At 43.3% G+C, this 18288-nt stretch carries 15 protein-coding genes; 11 read left to right on the top strand and 4 right to left on the bottom strand.

Annotated elements, in window-relative coordinates; translation table 11 throughout:
- The first annotated feature begins 26 nt into the window (after nucleotides 1-26).
- From IPL34_RS17560 to IPL34_RS17550, 3 genes are read left to right on the top strand one after another with little or no spacing between them, the layout of a single operon-like run.
- On the top strand, nucleotides 27-413 hold the full coding sequence (locus IPL34_RS17560) for a multiubiquitin domain-containing protein (RefSeq protein WP_296842797.1): 387 nt from the start codon (nucleotides 27-29) through the stop codon (nucleotides 411-413).
- Nucleotides 388-1566: a ThiF family adenylyltransferase gene (locus IPL34_RS17555; protein WP_296842796.1), complete on the top strand. Its 1179-nt coding sequence runs from the start codon at nucleotides 388-390 to the stop codon at nucleotides 1564-1566. The genes IPL34_RS17560 and IPL34_RS17555 overlap by 26 nt, the downstream gene beginning before the upstream one ends.
- Nucleotides 1563-2012 (top strand): DUF6527 family protein, encoded by a 450-nt coding sequence (locus IPL34_RS17550; RefSeq protein ID WP_296842795.1) that lies wholly within the window; start codon nucleotides 1563-1565, stop codon nucleotides 2010-2012. The genes IPL34_RS17555 and IPL34_RS17550 overlap by 4 nt, the downstream gene beginning before the upstream one ends.
- 205 nt (nucleotides 2013-2217) lie before the next feature.
- Here IPL34_RS17550 and IPL34_RS17545 read toward each other — a convergent pair whose 3' ends face one another.
- Nucleotides 2218-2817 carry an arylesterase gene (locus IPL34_RS17545; RefSeq protein WP_296842794.1) on the bottom strand — a complete coding sequence of 200 codons (600 nt, stop codon included), beginning with the start codon at nucleotides 2815-2817 and terminating at the stop codon, nucleotides 2218-2220.
- 76 nt (nucleotides 2818-2893) lie between these two features.
- On the opposite strand from IPL34_RS17545, the gene IPL34_RS17540 reads away from it, so the two are divergent.
- From IPL34_RS17540 to IPL34_RS17520, 5 genes are read left to right on the top strand one after another with little or no spacing between them, the layout of a single operon-like run.
- The gene (locus IPL34_RS17540) at nucleotides 2894-3583 is read left to right on the top strand and encodes an ATP-binding cassette domain-containing protein (protein ID WP_366931103.1); all 690 of its coding nucleotides are present in this window, start codon (nucleotides 2894-2896) and stop codon (nucleotides 3581-3583) included.
- Nucleotides 3580-6042 (top strand): FtsX-like permease family protein, encoded by a 2463-nt coding sequence (locus tag IPL34_RS17535; RefSeq protein ID WP_296842793.1) that lies wholly within the window; start codon nucleotides 3580-3582, stop codon nucleotides 6040-6042. The genes IPL34_RS17540 and IPL34_RS17535 overlap by 4 nt, the downstream gene beginning before the upstream one ends.
- A gap of 3 nt (nucleotides 6043-6045) precedes the next feature.
- Nucleotides 6046-6591 (top strand): NAD(P)H-dependent oxidoreductase, encoded by a 546-nt coding sequence (locus IPL34_RS17530; RefSeq protein ID WP_296842792.1) that lies wholly within the window; start codon nucleotides 6046-6048, stop codon nucleotides 6589-6591.
- On the top strand, nucleotides 6582-8465 hold the full coding sequence (locus tag IPL34_RS17525; protein ID WP_296842791.1) for a monovalent cation:proton antiporter-2 (CPA2) family protein: 1884 nt from the start codon (nucleotides 6582-6584) through the stop codon (nucleotides 8463-8465). Before IPL34_RS17530 ends, IPL34_RS17525 begins: the two co-directional genes overlap by 10 nt.
- 60 nt (nucleotides 8466-8525) lie before the next feature.
- Nucleotides 8526-10007, top strand: a complete 1482-nt coding sequence (locus tag IPL34_RS17520; protein ID WP_296842790.1) for a trypsin-like peptidase domain-containing protein — start codon at nucleotides 8526-8528, stop codon at nucleotides 10005-10007.
- A gap of 208 nt (nucleotides 10008-10215) precedes the next feature.
- Here IPL34_RS17520 and IPL34_RS17515 read toward each other — a convergent pair whose 3' ends face one another.
- Together IPL34_RS17515 and crcB are read right to left on the bottom strand one after the other, a co-directional pair.
- Nucleotides 10216-12180 (bottom strand): SLC13 family permease, encoded by a 1965-nt coding sequence (locus tag IPL34_RS17515; protein ID WP_296842789.1) that lies wholly within the window; start codon nucleotides 12178-12180, stop codon nucleotides 10216-10218.
- Between the two features lie 83 nt (nucleotides 12181-12263).
- A complete protein-coding gene (gene crcB, locus IPL34_RS17510; protein WP_296842788.1) occupies nucleotides 12264-12638 on the bottom strand; it encodes a fluoride efflux transporter CrcB in 375 nt (124 codons plus the stop codon).
- Nucleotides 12639-12728: 90 nt separating this feature from the next.
- Between crcB and IPL34_RS17505 the strand changes: the two genes are divergently transcribed.
- The 3 genes from IPL34_RS17505 to glcF are packed head-to-tail and all read left to right on the top strand — an operon-like array spanning nucleotide 12729 to nucleotide 16501.
- Complete coding sequence (locus IPL34_RS17505) at nucleotides 12729-14198, top strand: FAD-linked oxidase C-terminal domain-containing protein (protein ID WP_296842787.1); 1470 nt, start codon at nucleotides 12729-12731, stop codon at nucleotides 14196-14198.
- A gap of 14 nt (nucleotides 14199-14212) precedes the next feature.
- Nucleotides 14213-15277, top strand: a complete 1065-nt coding sequence (glcE, locus tag IPL34_RS17500) for a glycolate oxidase subunit GlcE (protein ID WP_296842786.1) — start codon at nucleotides 14213-14215, stop codon at nucleotides 15275-15277.
- Nucleotides 15278-15280: 3 nt separating this feature from the next.
- Nucleotides 15281-16501, top strand: a complete 1221-nt coding sequence (gene glcF / locus IPL34_RS17495; protein WP_296842785.1) for a glycolate oxidase subunit GlcF — start codon at nucleotides 15281-15283, stop codon at nucleotides 16499-16501.
- 48 nt (nucleotides 16502-16549) lie between these two features.
- On the opposite strand, the gene IPL34_RS17490 is transcribed toward glcF, so the two are convergent.
- Complete coding sequence (locus IPL34_RS17490; protein WP_296842784.1) at nucleotides 16550-17695, bottom strand: RNA-binding domain-containing protein; 1146 nt, start codon at nucleotides 17693-17695, stop codon at nucleotides 16550-16552.
- Nucleotides 17696-18288 lie beyond the last annotated feature (593 nt).

Here is an 18288-nt window from a genome sequence, read left to right as displayed (position 1 = left end):
TCTGGGGTGAGGGGTTGTTATCGTGGTTGACGACATCTTCCCACACTGGAGGCTTCCAGCCTATTTTTCAATCATGCCCAAACTGTCCGAAGTATTGTCAAGATAAAACCATTAAAAATGATGAAACAGTTTGCCTAAAAGCTACAGGCACAGAGCGTATTTTTTCTCGGCTACCAGAGAAAATTATCATTTTTGTCAACACGCGTGAAAAACATGTTGCTCCTGGAAAGATTACATTTCTGGAGCTTGTAAAGCTTGCATTTCCTGAGTTTCAGGAAGGGCCAAACACCTCATTTACTGTCAGTTACCGCAAGGGTTGTGGTGAACGTCCAGAGGGAACGTTGATTGAAGGAGAGTCTATCAAGATAACAAAGGGGATGCATTTCAATGTCTCAGCAACTGATAAGTCATAACCATGATCTTGCTCGCCTTCTCAAGGATGGTTACGAGGTTAGCATTGAGTATGGACATCTGATATTAAGAAATATTCCTTATGTAAATAAAAGTCGTCAAATTTGCAAAGGCATCTTAATTTCGACTTTAGATTTATCTGGTGATAAAACGAACAGACCTAATACACACGTAGTTATGTTTTCAGGTGATTATCCCTGTGATACAGAAGGCAAGCCATTAGAAAAGATTCGCCACCAATCATCAACAATGATGGTTGGTGAAATTTTTGTAAATCATAGCTTTTCAAGCAAGCCGCAATCTGGTTATGTCGATTATCATGAGAAAATGACAACATACGCTACTTTGTTAAGTAGCCATGCAGAAGCTATAGACCCCAGCGAGACAGCGCGTACTGGTCGTATTATTGAAGCTTCTGATGACTCTCCATTCACATATATTGATAATGCATCTAGTCGTGCGGGAATTACTTCAATAGCTCAGAAGCTCAAGCGTAACTCTGTAGCTATTATTGGTTTAGGAGGAACCGGCTCATATATACTTGATTTTGTTACTAAGACACCAGTAAAACAAATTCACCTTTATGATGCTGATACCTTTGAGCAACACAATGCTTTCAGAACTCCTGGAGCTGCTTCAATCGAACAGTTATCTGCCAGACCATCAAAAGTGGAGTATTTAGCTTCAACTTATAAGCTGATGCACAGAGGCATAGTTCCTCATAACATAGCTATTGAACCAAACAACGTTGAACTGCTTCGTAACCATGAGTTTGTATTTATCTGCATCGACAATAATGCAGCCAAAAGACCTATTATTCAGGCTCTTGAGCAATTCAATATCCCATTTATTGATGTTGGGATGGGGTTGCAGGTAGTGGATGGCTTTTTAATTGGGGCGTTGCGTACAACAACCAGTACACCCCAGCATCGTGATCATGTCCATATGCGTTCTCGTATCCCCCTCGCTTCAAACGATGAGGGTGATAACCCTTATGCTCAAAACATCCAAATAGCAGAACTCAATGCATTAAATGCTTGTTATGCTGTGATTCGCTGGAAGAAGTACTGGAAGTTTTACAAGGATACTGAGCAAGAACATCACAGTATTTTTACATTAGACGGAAATCATTTATTGAACGAGGATGTCGCATGAGTCGCATTGATAGACTGCAACATCGCTTTGTTAATAGCTTTCCAGATAATCCTGAATCAGGAGTGCTGTACATTGCTCTTGATTTTGTCACTATGTCTCATCTATGTTGCTGTGGATGTGGGCAAGAGGTTATAACCCCACTAAGTCCCAATGACTGGAAAATGATTTTTGATGGTCAATCCATCACTCTCCATCCATCGATTGGAAACTGGTCTTTGCCCTGTCGGTCACATTATTTTATTCAAAACGGTAAGGTACAGTGGGCAAGTGATTGGAGTGATGAACAAATCAGAAATGGGCGTGAAAAAGATTTGATCGCCAAACGAAAAATTGTTAATACACCTCTAAAAGTAGAACTTCCATCAACCCAAAGCCACAATACAATTACTCAAAAGAAGGGAACAGGTTTATGGGCTAGCCTGATTAAATGGCTTTTCAGGGAGTGATTTATTACCTCAAAACACTATGGTGTATTAATTGTGGTAGTTCCAACTCGATCTTTTCAGCCTAATGTAAGGCTTGTAAGGCTGAAATTATGAATGCCCCATGCTTAATGCTTAGGCTGCTTCTCTCGCTCTTCTTTTGGGGGCGTATCAATGCCTATTCCAAAATTTGATCATAAGCAGCCTCTGCACTGAACCCATAAGGTCTCTACTGCACAGCCACTTCCTCTAATTCCAACAACTCAACCACTACCGGCCAAATATTCTCTAGCAATTTAGGCTGAGCCTTAGCATTCGGATGTAAACCATCAGGCAGCAATAGCTCATCCTGTAACGCAACACCCTCTAAGAAAAATGCATTAAACGGCAACTGATACTGCTCGGCTAATACAGTAAAGGTCTTATCGTATTGCTCACGATATAAACGCCCAAAATTAGCAGGCATATGCATCCCTAATAAGGCTACCTTAGCCCCACTTTTTTGTGCCAATTGAATCATTTGCTCTAAATTACTACGCATCGCTTTAATCGATAGCCCGCGTAGCCCATCATTAGCGCCTAATTCTAAAATGACAAAATCAGGCTTATAAGTATCTAAATGAGCCGGAAAGCGCGTCAAACCCCCACTGGTCGTTTCGCCGCTCACACTACCATTGACGACCTTAATGTCCTTAGCGCCCTCAGTATTCTCCAGTTTAGATTGGAGTAATTGCACCCAGCCCTCGTTGGTACTGATACCATAGGCAGCACTTAAGCTATCACCCCACACTAATAACGTGCGTGTTTGACTCGATGTGTTAGCTAACACAGAACCGCTCCAGCTCAGAAAAACGGTGATGATAATAATGAATAACCCACGTAATGGCATGGAAAACCTCTTCATGATGAAAACGACTATTCTTGAGACTAATGCTTTAACCAAATCTATCCCCACTAGCGATAAATTGCTCACTATTTTGACGGGTATTGATTTAAGCGTACCAAGTGGTGAATCGATTGCGATCACCGGAACCTCTGGGTCTGGCAAAAGTACTTTACTAGGCTTATTGGCTGCTTTAGATACTCCAACCTCAGGTTCAATTAAACTATTCGGCACAGAAGTAGGGGCATTAACCGAGGATCAACGCGCTCAACTGCGCCTCGGCAAAGTGGGCTTTGTCTTTCAGTCCTTTCATTTATTAGACAATTTAACTGCACTAGAAAATGTCATGTTACCGCTGGAGTTAAAAACGAATGATGCCAGTGTGCGTGAACGAGCCACCAAAGCCTTGCAACGAGTGGGTTTAGGTGAGCGGCTCAATCATTTTCCTACCCAACTCTCCGGCGGTGAGCAGCAGCGTGTAGCCATCGCTAGAGCTTTTGTGATTGAGCCACAACTCTTATTTGCGGATGAACCTACCGGAAATTTAGACCGTGCTACCGGACATGAGGTCGAGGAATTGCTCTTTAGTCTGGTACAAGATCAAGGTACGGCTTTAGTGATGGTGACTCATGATGAAGAATTAGCCGCTCGCTGTCAGGCGCATTATCACTTGAGTAATGGCGTATTAGTCAAACAAGGTGGGGCACTATGAATCTCTCCTATCATTGGACGCTCTGGACGCGGCGCTGGCGCTTGCCAGAAATGCGCTTATTACTAATTGCGATGATTGTCTCAGTGGCAGTCGTTACCGCAGTAGGCTTTTTTACCGACCGTGTGGGTGGAGCGATGCGAGCGCAAGCCGTGGAGCTAATGGGCGGCGATTTAGTCCTGACCTCTACACGCCCTTTGAGTGATGACTTTACTAAGCAAGCCGAGCAACAAGGCTTACGCACGGCGCAAATGCTGAAATTTAGTAGTATGGCAAGTACTGCCGATGCTATGCAATTAGTCGAGGTTAAAGCAGTCAGTGGTGCTTACCCCTTGAAGGGCGAGGTACGTCTGGCTAAGGCTGTAGGACAAGCCTATACCGTAGCCACCTCTCTACCTAAAGCGGGTGAGATCTGGGTAGAGCCTGCTTTAATGAATATGCTGCAACTCAACATCGGTGATCAAGTTGAATTAGGTAATAGCCTATTTACGGTCAGCGAGTTAATCATTCAAGAGCCAGACAGGGGTACGAGCTTTTTGCAAATTTCACCCGTCGTTCTAATGAATGCGGCGGATGTGCCTGCGACCGGATTAGTGACGATAGCCAGTCGCGCCCGTTATAACCATTACTATGCGGGGAATAGTCGTACTATTGAAGCGTTTCAAACGTGGCTCAAACCGCAATTAAAATCGATTGAAAAAATTCGCACCTTGGATGATGGTTTGCCCAGTGTACAAGAGTCCTTACAGCGGGCTATGCGCTTTTTGGGTTTGTCCTCACTCTTGAGCGTGGTACTAGCCGCGACTGCAATTGCTTTAACCAGTGCTAGTTTAGTGCGCCGTGAAATGGTGGCGGTAGCCGTGACTAAAGCGATGGGGCAGGTACGTAGTGGTTTAATGCAGGAGCAATTTATCTCCTTATTCATTCTCGCGCTAATCGCGGCCTTAATTGGTTCTGCCTTAGGGTATGGCTTGCAATTCTTTCTGGCGGATCGTTTAGCAGAAGTCATTAATGAAACTCTGCCTTTACCGAGTTGGCGTCCGGTGTGGCTGGGGTTTTTGACCGCAGTGATTTTATTATTAGGCTTTGCTTTGCCTTATATTTGGCAATTATTGAATACTGAACCCATTCAAATTTTGCAGCAGCGCTTTAATACAATTCGTGTGCCTTTGAAATGGTGGTTGATGACTTTAGCTCCTGCCTTATATGGATTATTTTGGTTACAAGCACAAGACGCACTCCTTGCGCTGTGGATTTTAGGTGGTTTAGTAGCGGGCTTAGGCGTTTTTTGGCTGGCTGCGTTGGGGTTAGTGAAGTGGGTGAATTATTTAAGCGGGCGTTTTTCATGGCGTTGGTTGGCGGTGTTTCGGGGGGCTAGGCGTTCAGTCTTATTATTGGTGGTGTTTGCCACGGGATTTTTTAGCTTATTACTACTGACCACGATTCGTACCGATTTAGTGAATCGTTGGGAAGAAAGTTTACCCGTCAATGCACCGAATCAATTTCTGATTAATATCCAACCGCAAGATCAACAAGGTGTGGTCAAAGCCTTACAAGCGCGTCAATTAGAGGGCGAGTTATACCCTATGATTCGTGGGCGCTTAATGGCAATTAATGGTAAGGAAATTACCCAAGAGCAATTTGAAAACCCAGAAGCTAAGCAATTACTCAATCGGGAATTTAATTTATCTTCCTTTAGTGAATTACCCGCGAGTAATAAGGTGCTCGAAGGGACTTGGTTTAAAGCAGAGACTAAAGAGGGGTTTTCGATTGAGGAAGGTGTGGGTAAAACCTTAGGTTTTGGGCTAGGTGATCGTCTTACCTTTGATATTGCGGGACAACGTTTTGAACAACCGGTGACGAGTGTGCGTGAAGTGAAGTGGGATAGTTTGCAACCCAATTTCTTTGTGGTCGCAGCCCCTCAGTTATTAAATGATCTCCCGCATACGTTTATTACTAGCATTCATGTGCCTAAGCCCAGCCAAGCTTTACTCCAACAGGTGATTCAACAATACCCTAGTATCACCGCTATTGATGTTTCCGCGATTATGGAGCAAATTCGCGCCCTGATTAATCGTGCCACCTTTGCGGTACAGGGGATTTTCTTATTCACCTTAGTGGCAGGGGTGGTGGTACTGATTGCCGCATTACAATCACAGCGCTCCGAGCGCCAGCGTGAAATCGCTATTTTAAAATCAATGGGCGCTTCCTATACCGAGCTAAAGCAGCGTATTAGTATAGAGTTTATTGCTATTGGCGCATTGGCCGGAGTATTAGCGGGTTTGATTGCCAGTCTATTAGGGGCTTTAGTGGCATGGCAGTTATTTGATTTAGTAGGCAGTTTTAACCCTTGGCCACCCGTATTGGGAGCGGTAGCAGGGGCATTATTAGTGGGTTTATCGGGCTTTTGGAGTTTAAGGGGATTATTAAATGTGCCGCCTATGTTGCTACTCAAAGGATAGATTATGCAGCGTATCCTAGTGCTATTAGCGCACCCCGCGTTTGAACGTTCTAGGGTACAGTCTTATTTAGCGGATGCAGCTAAATCATTAGAAGGGGTGAAAGTGCATGATTTATATCATCACTACCCTAATTTCATGATTGATGTGATGCGTGAGCAGGGCTTATTAATGGAGCACGAGGTGATTGTGTTCCAGCATCCGTTTTATTGGTATAGCGTACCTGCACTATTAAAAGAATGGATGGATTTAGTGCTAGAGCACGGTTTTGGATATGGCTCTAAAGCGGTGGCGTTGAAGGGTAAGTATCTGATGAATGCATTGAGTGCTGGAGGCAGCAGTAAATCGTATCAAGCTACGGGACTTAATCGCTTTACGGTGCGGCAATTATTAGCACCTTTTGAGCAAACCGCGACCTTGTGTGGTATGCATTATTTAGAGCCTTTTGTGGTGTATGAGGCGGATAGCTTGTCTGAAAAACAGCTAATTCAACAAGCCGAACGTTATCGTAACTCGCTATTGTCTTTGCAGCGAGGTGATACATGGAGCTAATGCTGCAAGTATTTATCTTTCTCGCAGCAGGCGTTATTGCTGTACCGCTAGCCAGTCGCCTAGGCTTGGGAGCGGTATTAGGCTATTTAATCGCTGGGGCAGTAATCGGTCCCTTTGTGTTGGGCTTAGTAAAAAATCCAGAAAGCATTATGCACTTTGCCGAGTTTGGCGTAGTGATGATGCTATTTTTGATTGGTTTGGAGTTAGAGCCGTCTTTGCTGTGGCGCATGCGTAGCCCGATTTTAGGTTTGGGTGGATTGCAGGTCATCGTTACAACGGCTGCCTTAGCATCAGTGGGCTACTATGTGCTGGATTTGACTTGGCAAGCTTCAACCGCTATCGGGTTGATTTTGTCCTTATCCTCGACCGCGATTGCTTTGCAATTATTAGCCGAGCGCCAGCATTTAAAAAGTGAGAGCGGTCAGGCGAGTTTTGCCGTATTACTCTTTCAAGACATTGCTGTCATTCCCATTATTGCGTTATTACCCTTATTAGCAACCACCGCTAGTAAAGGGTCTAAAGCCGCCGAACATGGTTCCAGTCTTATTGCACACTTGCCTGCATGGCAACAGGCGGGTATTACCATTGCAGTGATCTTGAGCATTATTTTCAGTGGGCGTTTATTGTTGCGCCCCATTTTACGCTTTATTGCGGATAGTAACTTAAGGGAAATCTTTACTGCGGCTGCTTTAATGTTAGTGGTGGGCATTGCTTTAGTAATGGGCATGGTAGGGCTTTCGCCCGCCTTAGGTGCATTTATTGCGGGTGTGGTATTAGCAACCAGTGAATATCGTCATGAGTTAGAAGCAACGATTGAGCCATTCAAAGCCTTACTACTCGGTCTATTTTTTATGTCGGTAGGGGCGAATATTGATTTTAATTTACTGATTAAAGAGCCGATTTTAATTGGTTATCTGGTTATTGGCTTAGTCGTAGTTAAGTTCTTTTTATTATTATTTTTGGCTAAGGTCTATCGTATTAGTCATAGTGAACGCTATTGGTTTGCTTTTTGCTTAGCTCAAGGGGGCGAGTTTGGGTTTGTGTTATTAGCTTTGGCTTTGCAAAATCAGGTGTTAGGCTCGCATTGGGTAGATATTTTAACGGTCACGATTGCTTTATCGATGTTAACTACCCCCATTTTGGTTATGATTAATGAGCGTATCTTACAACCCCATTTAAAGTTGCCGCAGGATTTGGAAATTGGCGAGGATGCCAAACTGACGACGCAACAAGATACTCCCGTTATTATTGCCGGATTTGGGCGTTTCGGTCAGATTATAGGACGCTTATTAGTAGCCAATCATATTCCAGTGACAGTATTAGATAATAATACTGCCCATATTGAGCGGGTAAGACCGTTTGGTTTTAAAGTGTTTTATGGTGATGCGAGTCGCGCTGACTTATTGGAAATGGCAGGCGCGGCTACGGCACAAGTGTTAGTCATTGCCATTGATGAACGTGAAAAGGTTAAAGATATTATTCGTATCGCTAAAAATCATTACCCTAACTTGAAACTCTATGTGCGTGCCTATGATATGCTGAATTATCAAGAGCTTCAGGCATTAGGCGTGAACCATGTAGAGCGTGAAATGTTCCATTCCTCTTTGCAGTTGGGACAGCAGGTTTTAAAAGCATTAGGTATGCGAGCTTACCAAGCGCACCGCAAGGCATTACAGTTCGCGCTACATGATAAAATGCTGATTGAGGCATTGGGTAAAATTAAAGCAGAACGGGGCAGTAAAGCCTTTGTGTCTGAGGCACGGCGAGTACAGGAAGAGGTACTCGAATTATTGCAAGCGGATCGTTATAACCGCCATTACTATACAGACCACACTTGGGAACAACCGATTGAGGATGAGCAACGCAGCCATTAGTGTCATCTAGTTATGCAGTGACTAGGCATTCCTTAAGTGTCTGACTAATAAAGGATTAATATGAAGAAATTAATTAGCCCATCTAGGCTAGGTACTTGGCTATTATTGTGGCTGCTAGTACCAATAGTCGCTGGGGCAGCCGGTAAATCGAGTTCTAGCGAGGAACTCCGGCAATTAGCTAATTCAGTGGTGAAGGTTTATACCACGGCAGAAGTGTTTAATGCCTTTACCCCTTGGAATTCAGGCTCGGAGTCGCGTATTGGAAGTGGTTTTATTATCGAGGGTAATCGCATTGTGACCAATGCACATGTAATTGCCAATGGTACTTTTATTGAGGTGCAACGCGATGGCACACCAGAGCGCTATGAGGCCGAGGTAGAGTTTGTCACGCATGAGGCAGACTTAGCTATTTTGACGGTTCAAGATAAAGAGTTTTTTAAAGATAAAAAGCCTTTAACCATTGGTGGCTTGCCTGAGGTGCATCAAGAGGTCACGGCTTATGGTTTTCCCACCGGAGGTGATAGTTTAAGCGTGACTAAAGGCATTGTGTCACGTATTGAATATCAGACCTATGCGCATAGTGACTTAATGTTTAAAGCGATTCAAATCGATGCGGCGATTAATGCAGGGAATAGTGGTGGTCCTGCTTTATCGAATGGCAAAGTAGTTGGGGTGGTCATGCAAGTCGCTGGAAATGGCGAGGAAAATATTGGCTATATTATTCCTACCAGTATTTTAAATCACTTCCTAAAAGATATTGCTGATGGAAAATATGATGGTTTTCCGCGTTTAGCCTTAGTGACCGAAGAACTCTTAAATCCTTCGATGCGTAAGAAATATAATTTAAAAAGTGGTGATCCGGGTATTTTAATTACCAGTGTTTGTGCGGATACGGATGCGGAAAAATTTTTAAAGGTAGGCGATATTATTACACATGTCGATAAATATGCGATTGAAAGTAATGGTAGTATTATGTATGAGCCTGACCGCTTTATTAATTTTTTCCATCAAGTCGATATGTTACAAGTCGGCGAGACTTTAAAGCTGAAAATTATTCGTGATGGCAAGCCTTTGGATATTGCTATGCCATTGCTGAGTTCTGATCATACTGATTATAGTTATGATGAGCAGCCACGTTATTGGGTTTATGGTGGTTTTGTGTTTACGCCGCGTAAAATATTTGATCGCTGCTTAACTCGCCAAGAGTTTGATAAGTTAGAGCAACCTAAGCAAACTGAATATGTACGCATTTCGCGTGTCTTAGCCTCTAGCAGTAATGTGGGTTTTCATGATGCAAGTATGATTGTTGATAAAGTCAATGGGCAGTATTTTAATGACTTCAATGAGTTTTATAAATTAGTTAACTCCATTAAAGAACCCTTTATTACTTTAACTAGCTCTAGTGGTTATGAAGTAGTGATTGAGCGCTCAATTGCTCAAGCAGAGCATGAAAAGCTACTGAAAAAATACCATATGAAGGCAGATCGCTCTGAAGATTTGAAACAATTGGATAAAGATTTAAAAAATGCGGCGGCTGATTAGTTTAGCTTAAGGGCATTATTTAAGTACGTGAGTGCAAGTTATCGGGTATTTCTGGAGCAGTCTTGGTGGCAGGAATGCCGTCTTGAAGCATACAAGGATGTATTCACAGCGACTGCGGAAGGAATGCTCGATAACTTTTGTATGACTACTTAAGTGCCTAGGGCGAATTAATATCACCCTAGTAAGGGTAGTAAATTGTTAGTTAGAGTTAGTTATAGCCTAGTAAATTAATCATAGTAATTAAGACGGTAATAAATAAAATACTCATAATACCTCCTGCGCGAATAAAGTCCGGTACTCGATACCCCGCAGGTCCCATAATTAACGCATTCACTTGATGGGTAGGAATAAGGAATGAGTTAGAGGTACCTAAGGCAACAATGAGGGCAAAGACCGAAGGATTAGCTCCAATACCAATAGCAATATTAATAGCTAAAGGCACTAATAATACCGTGGCTCCCACATTTGACATCACCAAGGTAAACGCCATCGCTAACACCGCTAATGAGGCTTCAATTACCCAGATCGGGTAGTCTTTGACTACTGCAAGCACCCCTTCTGCTATCCATTTAGCCGTTCCGGTCGACTCAACCGCATAGCCTAAGGGAATAAGGCTGGCGAGTAAAAATACGGTTTTCCAAGAAACAGCGGAATAAGCCTCATCGATTTTAAGCACCCCCGCTAAGATCATGCCAATAGCTCCGGTGAGCAAAGCAATCGATAATTTAGTATCGGTGAATAATACTAAACTTAAAGCCAGTGCAAAAAAGCCTAAAGCCCAGCCTAATTTATGCTGGCGGAGTTTTTCTGTACGAGGATAGTCAGTAGTAACAATAATAAAATCACGGTCAGACTCTAAACGCTCTAAAGCTTGCCAAGTGGTATAAACCAAAAGCATATCACCGGCTTGAAACGGTACAGCACGAATTTCAGGAAGATTTTTATCTTCAGCATAAATGACCTTACCATTACGTAAAATGCCTAGTAACGATAACCCATAACGCTTACGCATCCAGACATCAATAGCGGACTTATTAATTAAATTAGAGGTAGTGGGAATAACAATTTCAGCCATGCCGGATTGTTTGTCGGAAAGTAAATCACCAAAGGTAGGCGTGCCTTGATGAATCACTAATGCAGCCCGTTCAACGAAAGTATTATTACGCTCCGGTAGGGCAATAATGCCGAGTACTTGACCGACTTTAAAGATAATATCTCGATCTAGGGCATCCACTCCGGCTTTAATTTGATTGCCATCTTTAATAGCAATAACACGCACGTTATATTCGGTTTCGACTTCAAGCAATTTGCGATTTAATAAGGGACTATCGCGAGTGACTTCTACCTCGAATAAATGCATATCGAGTTTATACATACGATCTAAACGCTCTAAAGTGCTTTCTTTAGCGGCATTTTTATCTTGCACCGCAGGTAATACAAAGCGCCCCGCTAGAATAAAATATAAAATACCGGTAATAACCAGTGTAAAGCCAACAGGTGTAACCGAAAAGAGTTTCCAAGTATGTAATTGATGCTCTGGAGATAGCTGAGTATTTGAAGTATTAATGAGGTCATTAAGTAAAATCAGTGGACTAGAGCCTACCATCGTCATCGTACCGCCTAAAATAGCGCAAAACCCCATAGGCATTAATAAGCGCGACATGGGAATATTAGTGCGATTAGAAATACGGCTCACTACTGGCAGAAATAAAGCGGCTGCTCCCACGTTTTGCATAAAGGAGGAGATCGTAGCCACTGTACTTGAAATGATAGGAATAATACGCTTTTCAGTCGTTCCACCGACTTTTAAAATGAAATTGGCAACTTGATTCATTAGCCCCGTTTTGTCTAAGCCAGCACCAATAATCATCACCGCTATAATTGAAATGACCGCATTTCCTGAAAAGCCAGTAAAGAGTTTATCAGTAGGTACTAGACCTTGGGTTAAGCCCATTAAAGGTGCTAAGAGAGTAGTTAGACCTAGTAAAACCATAATTAAAATGGCTGCTACGTCAATAGGGACTACTTCAAAAGCAAAGAGATAAACGGTAAGCATTAAAAAGGCTACTGCCCAAGCGATACTGAGAGTGGGGGCTAATGTAAATAGATAAGCAGAAACAATGATAAATACTAATGCACCTAGCCCATTTTTAATTAAGGATTTTTGAGGCACAAACAACTCCTCCTTACATCAATGAAAGCTTCAGTGTACGGCAAATAGGAGATAGTGAATCCCCCACCATTGGGAGGGTTGTTTTAGAAGGTACGGGCTAAAATTAGACCTAGCCACGTTGCTAGTAGGCAGAGTGTTACACTCCCCAATACATAAATACCTGCTTTAAACCATGCCCCTTGCTCTAACAGAATTAAAGTATCGAGGGAGAAAGTAGAAAAGGTAGTAAATGCACCTAATAGCCCGACAATAAGACCGCGTGCATAGGGCAAGCTCAGCCATTCACGCTGTAAAAACCATACGGCAAATAGCCCGATTAAAAACGAGCCAAGAATATTAATGATTAAAGTACTATAGGGAAAACCACGCCCAAGGGCTGCTACTACGAGGTTAGCCGTGCCATAGCGTAATAAGGCTCCACAGGCTCCACCGAAAGCAATCAATACTAAAGTCAGCAATTTTTAGCCTCTATCCATAGTGAAGATACTCAATTTGTGTCGTAAATAGGATACACTTGCAAGTTTTCGAGCAACGATGCTTAGTAGTTTATGGCACTTAACCCTTCTCACCTACTGAATTTGTTAGCAGATTTACGGGCTGCTTTACCCGCAAAGGCGTTATTAACCACGCCTGATGAGTTACGCCCCTACGAATGTGATGGTTTGACTGCTTATCGTCGTGTGCCTTTAGCGGTGACTTTGCCCGAAACCATTGAGCAGGTGCAAGCCATAGTTAAAGTATGCGCCCAACATAAAGTACCTGTGGTGGCACGCGGTGCAGGTACGGGCTTATCAGGTGGGGCTTTGCCGGATGAAAATGGGATTATTCTAGGGTTGTCCCGTATGAATAAGATCCTCTCAGTCGATACGCGCAATTTAACCGCAACGGTACAGCCCGGAATACGTAATTTAGCGATCAGTCAAGCAGTCGCTCAGCATGGATTGTTTTATGCGCCTGACCCCTCCTCGCAAATTGCGTGCTCGATTGGGGGCAATGTGGCGGAAAATTCGGGCGGAGTGCATTGTCTCAAATACGGTTTGACGGTCCATAACGTTTTAAGCATTAAAGTGGTGAATATTCACGGCGAATTAATGACTTTTGGCGCAGTGGCGTTAGAGCAGTCAGGTTATGATTTATTAGCGCTGATGATTGGCTCAGAAGGATTGCTCGGTATTGTGGTCGAGGTCACTGTAAAACTCACCCCCAAACCTTTGCAAGTGCAAGTATTAATGGCTGCGTTTGATAGTGTGGAAGCAGCGGGTAATGCGGTTGCAGCGATTATTAGTGCAGGCATTATTCCAGCGGGTTTGGAGATGATGGACAATAAAGCCATTCGTGCCGCTGAGGATTTTGCTAAAGCAGGGTATCCGCGTGAGGCGGCAGCGATTTTACTGTGTGAATTAGACGGCACACCCATAGAAGTGACGGAGAGCCAAGGTCAAGTTACTAAAATTTTATCTCAATATGGGGCTAAACAGCTTTATATTGCCGAAAACGACCAAGAACGAGCGCAATTATGGGCAGGACGTAAAGCGGCATTTCCCGCAGTGGGGCGGATTTCACCGGATTATTACTGTATGGATGGCACGATTCCGCGTAAGCATTTGGCTTATGTATTGAATCATATTAATCAGTTATCGGATTACTATGGATTAGGGGTAGCGAATGTATTTCATGCGGGTGACGGTAATTTACATCCGCTGATTTTATACGATGCGAACAAAACCGATGAGTTACACCGTGCTGAACAATTTGGGGCAGATATTTTAGCCCTCTGTGTGGCAGTCGGTGGCTCGATTACTGGAGAGCATGGGGTAGGGCATGAAAAGATTGACTCTATGTGTGTGCAATTTAATGCCGATGCTTTACAAGTATTTCATGCCTTAAAGCAGGCATTTGATCCAGAAGGGTTATTAAATCCGGGTAAAGCGGTTCCAACGCTGCATCGTTGTGCGGAATTAGGGGCTATGCATGTGCATCAGGGGCAATTACCTCATGCCGACCTTCCACGTTTTTAATCTTAGGGCTGGACATGGACATCAGTGAATCATTACAACAGCAAGTACGTGATGCGATTGAGGCTCAGCGCCCCTTAGCTATTATGGGTAGTGGGAGTAAGCAGTTTTATGGCAATGAAACCAGTGCGAAAGAGGTGCTATCGACCGCGCGACATATTGGGGTGATCGCGTATGAGCCTTCCGAGCTATTTATTAAAGCGCGTAGTGGCACACCCTTAGAACAAATCGAGGTGACGCTTGCTGAGCGCGGGCAGATGTTAGCGTTTGAGCCACCGCGTTTTTCGCCTGTTTCCACTATTGGTGGCGTGGTCGCGGCGGGATTAGCAGGCCCTGCTCGTCCTTGGTGGGGTAGTGTGCGCGACCATATGCTCGGCACAACTATGATCACAGGTTTTGGCACGGTGGCGAGCTTTGGCGGTCAAGTGATGAAGAATGTGGCGGGCTATGATGTGTCACGCTTAATGGTTGGCTCGATGGGGACATTAGGGGTGATGTTAGATGTGACTCTTAAGGTGATGCCTAAGCCCGAATATTCACTCACGACTGCTTTAGAAATGCCCTTAGAAGAAGCGCTGGAATATGTAGTTGCACTACGGCGTTCTGCGCAACCTTTGAGCGGTTGTTGTTATTTTGATGATTGCCTCTATATCCGCTTTTCTGCAACCGAAAATCGAGTACAAGAAGCTCACTCCTTTGTCGGGGGCGATGAAGTACCCGAAGCTGATGAGTTTTGGCAATCCTTGCGCAATCAAACCCATGAGTTTTTCCAACAACATGATCGCCCGTTGTGGCGTTTATCGGTTGAGCCAGCGACAGGGACTATTAGCCGTTTAGAAGGTAATGTGCTGCTTGACTGGGCAGGAGCGCAGCGCTGGGTATATAGCAATATGCCAGTGAATTTGATGCGTAATATTGCGAGTAAACAAGGCGGTCAAGCGACTCTCTATCGTGGGCGTTTACCCGGAGTGGGCGCATTTCATCCACAACCCGATACCGTGCAACAGATCCAGCAGCGGGTGAAAGCAGCACTCGATCCGCAACATATTTTTAATCTCGGACGTTTATATAAGGATTGGTAATCTATGCAAACTCGTCTTACCGATCAGTATCGTAATACGTCTGAGGGTGCTGTCGCAGAAGCGATTTTACGCCGTTGTGTGCATTGTGGTTTTTGCAATGCGACTTGCCCCACCTATCAATTACTAGGCGATGAAAATGATGGCCCGCGTGGGCGCATTTATCTAATTAAGCAAATTCTCGAAGGGCAAAGTATTACTCAAGCGACTCAAACGCATTTAGATCGTTGTTTGACGTGCCGCAGTTGCGAGACGACTTGCCCATCGGGAGTCGAATACAGCAAGTTGATTGATATTGGGCGTACCCTGATTGAAGAACAGTTACCGCGTCCGCAAAAAGAGCAAGTACTACGCCAGCGCCTCAATACCTATTTACCTAATCGCAAAGCGTTTGGTACTGCGTTGAAATTAGGGCAAACCTTTAAGCGTTTTCTGCCTAAAAGTCTTGCTGAAAAAGTGGTTGATTCGCGTCCTGCTGGAACTTGGCCAGAGCCACGTCATAAGCGCCGCATTTTGATTTTAGAAGGTTGTGTGCAACCGTCTTTGTCGCCCGACATTAATGCAGCGACCGCACGGGTATTAGATCGTTTGGGCATTAGTGTGATTAGCGCAGCGGGAGCCGGATGTTGTGGAGCGGTGAATCAGCATTTAGCTGAACCCGAACGCGCCCGCGAGCAAATGCGCCGCAATATTGATGCGTGGTGGCCACATTTTGCCGAAAAAGTGGAGGGCATTATTATTACCGCTAGTGGCTGCGGGGCAACGGTAAAGGAATATGCCTATCACTTGCGCGAAGATTATGATTATTTAATTAAAGCCGAGCGTATTGCTTATTTAGCACGAGATATTGCTGAGGTATTGCAAAAGGAAGATTTAACACCACTTTTAGGTAAAAAGCCTAAAATCAAAAAAGTAGCTTTTCAATCGCCTTGTTCTTTACAGCACGGGCAAAAGATTAATGGCGTAGTGGAGAGTATTTTAAAAAAATGTGGCTATGAAGTAACGCCTGTAGCCGATGCGCATTTATGTTGTGGTTCGGCAGGGACTTATTCGATTTTACAACCCGAAATTGCAGGGCAATTACGCACTAATAAATTACAACATTTAATGAAAGGTCAACCCGAAGCGATTGTGACCGCTAATATTGGCTGTCAAACGCATTTACAAGCGGCAAGCCATTTACCGGTTTATCATTGGATACATTTATTGGATCAGTTGTGTAATTAACAAGGCTTGTTTAAACCTTATTTTAATGTTTTTTTATAAAAGAGTAGTTTATAACGCCAATACTACTCTTAATTCTTCTCCTAGTTCATATACCTCTACGGTTTTGCCTAGTTTTTCCATTTCACGGAAAATCATGGGAAAGCCACGTCCTAAACGGTCAATATAACGTAGATTATCCATAAATTTTAATAAAATAGGATTAGAAGCATAGGAAACGCCAGAGCGTAGTTTTTCAATAGTGACTGTATTAGGTAAACGCCCCGGACTAATACATTCAATACGGTCGCTATACATCAAAACTCGAATACGTGAACCTGCTATAGAGTAATTCCTGTGTACGCAAGCATTAACAACCATTTCGCGTAAGACTTTATCAGGTATAGGACTATTGGTATCAATCCGTTTTGTGCCATTAATCGTAGAGGGGCGCATAATATTGTTTTTTAGCACAGCAACAGCAGTATCTACTTGTTGCGGTAAAGTGCCTATGATTTCTTGACGATCAATTAAATCGGCTGCTATTTCTACCCCATTAAAATGAGCAAACATAACGGCTGCTTGGGGTAAATAACGTGTAGGGTTAATACCAAATATTAATAATCCACCTACAGTAGGCTCACCCGAAGGGCTTAAAATATCGGTATTAATAAGTAATTGTTTACGTGCTATGTCGTCTTCCTTGGAAAACTCAAATCCGTAGCTCGCAAAATATTGGTCTAAGGTTGCCATATTGAGGTCATTCATAGACGCCTGAGGAATGGGAGTAGCATCGTAATGAAAGACACCAGACATTTGAAACAAACGCATGAGTTCGGATTGGGTAGCTAGGCGATTGGTGGAGCCTACACGGATTAAATACTTATCTCCGGTTTGATAAGGTTTATCTTTGCCTTTAGGAACGTGAATTAGAGCAATCGTTTTATGGTGATAAGTGATCACTTCGCATTGTACATTGAGAGCGGGAATAACCGAGGTACGTGCAATATTCATCACCCATTCTTCAGTACGCTCGTGTTCATCAATGCCAATGATGGAACCATCGTCAGCAATACCTAGTAATATCACTCCGCCTGCACTATTAGCAAAAGCCACCATTTCACGCGCTAGGGTTTCAGAGCGTACTGGCAGCGTTTTAAACTCAACAGCTTCATTTTCGCCTTGTTGGATGAGGGTGTGTAGGTCTGATGGGTTCATATTGTAGGGCTACGTCGGTGTCGTTAAGTAGAGTATAACAACTCTAGGTATGTAGTGGGCTAGTATTGGCTAATATAAAGCGTTGTAGAAAACGGTAATGTGGTTTCGGCAGGTGCTTTCACCCCCTATCGTTGTGGCTAATCATGTCGTTGTAGCTAATTATGCTAAGTTCACGTTTTGTAACCAAAGTAAAGTTATCAACAATTCGACTAATTTACTAAAGCAGCCATTTCTTTAATATCGTATATAAGTCTTTGCTGAGTTCTATTGGGCGGTATCTTGATCGATAACAGAGCTAACCTAATAGCGTGGGCTATTTAAAGCTATCTCCTCTAGCCTTATCCTTTACCTTTTTGTCGTGTACAGAGGAGTTTTCTAGTGTTGTTAATGATATTATAAATAAAAAGAGTAGAGATTCATTAACTGATGTTTCTACTTTAGAAAATAAAATTGATCAATTGATTTATAAGTTGTATGGCTTAACTGAAGATGAAATAAAAATAGTAGAAGGCTCATCAAACCATTAGCAATAACGGCTTATTTGCTCTATTTACAGCAAAACTATTAAAATCAATTGTATCTTATGCGGCATT

This window comes from Thiofilum sp. (assembly GCF_016711335.1).
Taxonomy (GTDB): Bacteria; Pseudomonadota; Gammaproteobacteria; order Thiotrichales; family Thiotrichaceae; genus Thiofilum.
Note: the sequence above shows the minus strand (reverse complement) of the source record. Positions and strands in the feature narration are given on the sequence as shown.